General features: G+C 55.5%; 7 protein-coding genes. 5 read left to right on the forward strand and 2 right to left on the reverse strand.

All coding sequences use genetic code 11. The features are described 5' to 3' along the window. The first annotated feature begins 30 nt into the window (after window positions 1-30). From rpmH to B2310_RS02310, 5 genes are all read left to right on the forward strand, one after another. Window positions 31-186: a 50S ribosomal protein L34 gene (rpmH, locus tag B2310_RS02290; protein WP_173366331.1), complete on the forward strand. Its 156-nt coding sequence runs from the start codon at window positions 31-33 to the stop codon at window positions 184-186. Between the two features lie 14 nt (window positions 187-200). Continuing rightward, on the forward strand, window positions 201-572 hold the full coding sequence (locus B2310_RS02295) for a ribonuclease P protein component (protein WP_290728391.1): 372 nt from the start codon (window positions 201-203) through the stop codon (window positions 570-572). After that, the gene (gene yidD, locus B2310_RS02300; RefSeq protein WP_290728393.1) at window positions 559-807 is read left to right on the forward strand and encodes a membrane protein insertion efficiency factor YidD; all 249 of its coding nucleotides are present in this window, start codon (window positions 559-561) and stop codon (window positions 805-807) included. Before B2310_RS02295 ends, yidD begins: the two co-directional genes overlap by 14 nt. Then, complete coding sequence (locus tag B2310_RS02305; protein ID WP_290728395.1) at window positions 804-2663, forward strand: YidC/Oxa1 family insertase periplasmic-domain containing protein; 1860 nt, start codon at window positions 804-806, stop codon at window positions 2661-2663. The genes yidD and B2310_RS02305 overlap by 4 nt, the downstream gene beginning before the upstream one ends. A gap of 77 nt (window positions 2664-2740) precedes the next feature. Continuing rightward, window positions 2741-3265, forward strand: a complete 525-nt coding sequence (locus B2310_RS02310) for a hypothetical protein (RefSeq protein WP_290728397.1) — start codon at window positions 2741-2743, stop codon at window positions 3263-3265. Between the two features lie 263 nt (window positions 3266-3528). Here B2310_RS02310 and B2310_RS02315 read toward each other — a convergent pair whose 3' ends face one another. After that, a complete protein-coding gene (locus B2310_RS02315) occupies window positions 3529-4464 on the reverse strand; it encodes a hypothetical protein (RefSeq protein ID WP_290728399.1) in 936 nt (311 codons plus the stop codon). Window positions 4465-4485: 21 nt separating this feature from the next. Further along, window positions 4486-6000: RNB domain-containing ribonuclease (locus B2310_RS02320; RefSeq protein WP_290728402.1), on the reverse strand; the 1515-nt coding region annotated here is incomplete at its 5' end.

The raw sequence follows: 6000 nt of genomic DNA on the forward strand, positions 1-6000 counted from the left end.
CAAAATTTTGCATTTTAAAAAGGTTTTATCATGAAAAGAACTTTCCAGCCTCACAATCGTAAGCGTGCCAACAAGCAGGGCTTCATGGCCCGCATGGAAGACCGTTGGGGTCGCGCCGTCCTGAGCCGTCGTCGTGCCAAGGGCCGCAAGCGTCTGACTGTCAGCGATTCCATCTACAAGAAGTAAGTCGGGGTGGCCTCGTGGCCGCACTGCGTTCTTACCGGCTGCCGAATCAGCCAGCCTACCGGCAAGTAGCCGTCCAGGGAAAATTCGTCCGCTCTCCGTCTTTGTCGATGCGGTGGATTGAAAGCCCGGACGGTTCTTGTCGTTTTTGCTTTTTGGCCAAAAAGAAGAACGGGAATGCGGTTTACCGCAACCGTTGCCGCAGGATCCTGCGTCCTCTCTTCTTCGGGATGATTCCCGCGATAGAAAAGCCCGTGTGGGCGATGGTCATCGTGAACGATAGTTCCGAAACGATGACTGCCGAGAGGCTTCGGGAATCTGCGGCCAAGATATTCCGCAAAATGGAATGGGGTGCGGCAGGGAATGCGGAAGGTTATGGAGAAGGTTAGCTGGGCGTTTTCGCAGGTGCTCATCGCGCCGATCCGCCTCTACCAGTTGATCCACCCGTATTTCTTCCACGGGGTGTGCCGGTTCCGGCCGACATGTTCGCAGTATGCAATCGAGGCGATCCGCATTCACGGCCCCTTCAAAGGTTTCTATCTTGCGGTTTTTAGAGTTTTGAGATGCAACCCCTTCTGCAAGGGCGGCTACGACCCGGTGCCGCCTAGAAAGGAAAAGAGATGAACAAGAATACGATTATTGGCTCCATCCTCATGGCGGTGATTGTCATTTGGTGGATGACTATGAATTCCGCAAATGCCGAGGCACAGGCCAAGGCGAAGGCCGAAGCCCAGGCGAAAGCGGCTGCCGCCCAGGTCGAAAGCGCCCAGAATGGCGCCTCCGAACTGGTTCTCCCTGCGACCGCACCGGAGGAGAAGGCTCCTCCCGTACTCGGCGCCGTTCAAGACGATTCCGCCAAGGCTTCTGACGCTGTGGCGTCCGACTCTGTGACCGCAGCAGCCGACAGCGCCGCTCCGGTGGTACCCGCGGTTGCTCCGCGTACCGTGACCGTCGAGACGGACAAGTTCATCATGACGCTTTCCAACAAGGGCGGCAAGGTGCAGAGCGTCATCGTGAAGGCGCTGAAGGATACCGCCGGCAACTATCCCGAACTCATCCAGGATACGGCGCTCGGCGCCCTCGACCTGAAACTCGGAGCCGCCGACCTGACCGACGCCCTCTTTGCGGTGGATGCTCCCGAATGGATCGTGGTGGATTCCGATACGAGCGTGCAGTTCACGTTCACGGATGCGAACGGCAACAAGGTTATCCGCAGCTACGGCTTTACGAAGGATGGGGCCGCCGTGCGCCAGGTGAATCGCTTTGTCGGGTTCAAGCCTGCCGCCTACGAACTTTCCTGGAAGGGCGGCATGAGGGAAACCGAGGCCATCCCGAAGGGCAAGAGCCTTGGCGGTGCAAGCTACTTCTTCAGCGAAGTCATCTACAGGGATAACGAGATGACCGAACGAGAAACGTTCTCCGATGCGATGACGTTCGACGATGCGAGCTACTACTGGGTGGGCATGCGCCGCAAGTATGTCGCCATGTCGGTCCAGTTCGACAAGCCTGTCCCTGCCAAGGTGAACGCGAAGCATGTCGAGGTCCCGACCGAAGCGAATACGGATCCGGGGACCTACAGGCTCACTATCGCGGACGAGACCCGCGGCGCAGATTCCGTGGCCTACAGTTTCATGGTGCTCCCGCTCCAGTGGGACGAAGTCGAATCGCTCGGTCAGGGCTACGAGAAGGTAATCGTGACGGGTTCCAAGTGGTTCCCCGGTTCCAGCGTCTGGTTCGTGTGGATTTGCAAGTGGCTCCTGAAACTCCTCAAGTTCTTCTATGGCCTTATCCCGAACTACGGCGTGGCGATTATCCTTATCACGTTCGTGGTGCGTGGCCTTACGACTCCGTTCATGGTGAAGCAGATCAAGTCTACCCGCGGTATGGCTTCGCTCAAGCCGCAGATGGATGAAATCAACGTGAAGTACAGGACCGACCCGCAGAAGAAGCAGGCCGCGATGATGGAACTCTACGCGAAGAACGGCGTGAATCCGCTTTCGAGCTGCACGGGCGGTTGCCTCCCGATGCTCATCCAGATGCCGATTTTCATGGGCCTCTTCTTTGTGCTCGGCCGTGCCATGGAACTGCGTGGCATGCCCGCCTTCCTCTGGATTAGCGACCTCAGCCGTAGCGATGTGGTGTGGAGCGGATTCTCTATCCCGTTCATCATGCCGTCCGGCCTTGCAATTCTTCCGTGGATTATGGTCGCGACGACCTATTTCCAGACAAAGGTGACGATGAGCTCCAGTGCCGGCATGGATCCTGCACAGCAGAAGATGATGGTGTGGATGATGCCTGCGATGATGTTCCTGTTCAGTGCCGTGATGCCTTCGGGTCTCGTGCTCTACTGGATTGTCGGCAATATCTGGAGCATTATCCAGTACAAGGTAATCCATAAGAAGATGGACGCTCCTGCCGCCGTTTCGGACAAGCTGAAAGGCAAGGACGTGAAGGACGCCGAAATCGTCAGGAAGAAATAAATGAACTGTGCGCCGGCCGGCGCACTGTTTTCGGCGCCTTCATTGACATCCGATAGTGAATAATCTAATTTACGGACATGAAGAAAATCATGTCCATAATTTTTTTGTGTGCGAGCTTCGCCCTTTGCGATGAGATTGCGGAAGAATCTTCTGCCGATGTTGTGGAAAATGCTGCAACCGAAACGGAGACGGTGGAAAATCAGACACAGGCGCCAGCTCCGACAGAAAAAACGGAATTGGGCTCGAGGTTCCGGGCCTTCGGTGAAATCGGTGCCGTGATTTTCGGTGCAGGCGTGCGCTACTACATGAACGAATCCAGGACGTTCTACCTGCAGGGCAGTCTCCAGTACGACGCTTTCGTTGCTTCCTTTATTCGAATTCCGGTACTCTTTTACTTGGGCGGAACCCATTGGCATGGGATTGTCGGTTTGACGATTAACATTGCCGATAACTACAAGACCGGGCAACTGGTGCATGCTGCCGCTGGTATCAACTACGATATCAATCGCCACGTCGGAATAAACATAAAGGTCCTTTCTCCGCTCAGCTGGCCTTCCGATGTTCCCGTCTCTCCGTCTATTGGAGTTCAGCTGGCTTATTAAAAATAAAGTCGCGCAAAATCCTGTGACTTTATATACACGATTCCTGCAAGGCGAAAATTGCCTGTTTTATTTTATCCGAAACAAATTATATTTTGGCCAGTGAAGTGGAACCCCAAGGTTCAATTATTGCCTGATTGAAAGCAATAACATGCTAGAATTAGATACTACGGTTACCTGGACTCTGGAATATACTCGATATGAGGGGAAACAGGAGGAGAAAGATTCCATCCAGGTAACCACTTTGTTTAAAGTAAAGTGACGGGTTACTTGTACTCGTCGCCTTCGAGCGGCCTGCCGAGCAGCTTGTACTTGGCCTTGATGGCCGTGCGCAGCAGCGGCCACCCGAACTTGTCGAAAGCGCCTTCCCATACGAGGTCGGCCTTGTGCTTTACGCTGGAATCGATGGGCGAGGGCAGCCACTCTTCCTTGAAGTCCGGCGCGAGTCCGGCCTGCTTGACGAGCGATGCGTAGTCGGTGTTGAGCGCGTCCTTGGCGCCCATGCGGATAAAGTGCTTTTTCTCGTTGAAACTGAAACGACGCTGCAGGAGCTTGCGCTTGATGAAGCCCTGTTCGAGCAGTTCCCCGTATGCAAATATCGGATTGCAATCCGTCGGGAAGAGGGCTTCCATGCGGACTTCTGCTTCGATAAACTTTTCGCTCAATCCCACTTCCATGTGGCGGACTGTCGCTTCGAAACTTTCCTGCTCGGGAGTTTCGAACAGGTGCATGAAGAATGCGCCGAGGGCGGGTTGTTTCAGATAAAGGAAGAACGATTGCAGGTGCGGACAGAACTCATCACTCCGGGTGAGCGAGACTACATCGGCGTTACTTCTTTCCGCTTCGGCGAAGAACTTCTCGAAGTTGTCCTGGAAGTAGACGATGGAATCGTTCAGCACGAGGAGACGGTCAAGGCTGCCCATGGCGCTTTGCGTGCCGTTGGCTACCGGGCTGTTCACCTTGAGCTTGAGATAGCGGTGCCACATGCCGAAATCGAACCCGTGATTTTGCGTGAGGAACAGCTCGATATCGTTGTCGGCGATAAATTCGAGCGATTCCTGCGAGAATTCACGCTCGTTTGTCAGAAGCACGACATGGAAATCGGTTCTCGCGAGATGCGAAAGTGCAAAGCGGACGTAGCCGGGAAGGTCTTTCCCGGTCTGGTAGCTTGCATAGAGCGCGATTTTCTTGTATTCCGACATGTCCGCGTCTCTGTATGGAGGTTAACGCCTTCTGCCCCTGCCCCCGCGTTTGCCTGCAAACTTTTCGCCGAAAGCCTTGGGGCCTTTGGCGCCCTTGGTCTTGCGAGGCTTGCTTGCGACATGGAAGCTGTCGTCATCGCGGTTTCGGGCTCCGCGTCCACCACGGTTGCGGTGTCCGCGTGCCGAGATATATTCCGGGGCGTCGTCATCGAAGTCGCGGTCGTCGTCGGGCTGGCTCACGTACCCGAGGGCTTCCGCCGCGGCGGCGCGGTCAGCGCGTTCATGAACGTCGCGGTTGCGGTAGTCGTTGTAATCGTCGCGAGATTCACCCTGACGGCGGCGCTTCTTCGGTTCGCTAGAGAGTTTTTCGATAATGCTGAAGTCCGCCTGACCGCGCAGCGGGTCTACCCGCAAAAGGCGCACCAGCACCTTGTCGCCGCGCCGGAACGTACGCCCGCTCTTCTTGCCAAAAGCGAGTCCCTGATCTGGGTTGAATACGTAGAAGTCATCGCCGGCAATGTCGCGGAAACGCACCAGGCCTTCGGCAATCGGGTCTGCGATAGAAACGTAGATACCCCATTCCTCGATGCCCGTGACGGTTGCCTCGAAGTCGTCGCCAATGTGGCTCTTCAAAATCCAGCAGCTGCACACCTTGATGGCAATGCGTTCGATTTTCTGGTTCTTGACTTCGTTCGCCGAAATCAAGTCGCAAACTTCAATCACGCTGTTCTTGCGCTCGGCGTTGATTTCCTTGCCCTTGCGCGCCAGTTCGCGGTGACACCACAAGTCGGCGTAACGGCGAATCGGGCTCGTAAAGTGGGCGTAATCCTGCCAATTCAGCGCGAAGTGTCCGAAGCTGTTGCTGTCGTAATGTGCCTTCTGCATGCTGCGTAGAATGCGGTTGGTCAAAGTCTCGTCGCCCGCGGCGCGCTTCACCAAGTGTTCGTACAGCTTGAATGCCGTCGGGTTCAGGTTCGTGTCGCCGCTGCGGGGTTTGCCCAGGTCGCGCAACATCACCGGAGAATCCTTGAACAGATCCGGGTACATGTAATACAGTTCCATGATGTCCTTGGTATCCGGCGCTTCATGGATACGGTAAATGCCCTGGAGCTTGCGCTTCTTGAGTTCCTTGGCGCAGCAGTTGTTCGCGATGAGCATGCATTCTTCCACCCACGAATTTGATTCGTCGGTTACGCGCGGGTAAATCTTTTCCGGTTCACCCTTTTCGTTGAACTTGCAGCCGAATTCGGTGCTCTGGAATTCCAGCAGGCCATCCTTGGTGCGGTTCTGCTTCAAGAGTGCGGTCACCTCGGCGAGCGCCTTGATATCGTCGTCGCCGTTCTTCATCATTTCCATTGCCTGCTCGTAGGTGATGGACTTGGTAATCTTCACGATACTGCGGTGGAAATCCCAGCTGAGCACGTTCGCGTGCTTGTCGAGTTCCATCATGCAGGTGAATGCGCAGCGGTCCACGCCCTGGTGCAAGCTACAAACATTGCTCGAAAGCTTGTCCGGGAGCATCGGCACGGCGGTCCA

The sequence above is a fragment of the Fibrobacter sp. UBA3629 genome, assembly GCF_002374005.1.
In the GTDB taxonomy this organism is placed as follows: Bacteria; Fibrobacterota; Fibrobacteria; order Fibrobacterales; family Fibrobacteraceae; genus Fibrobacter.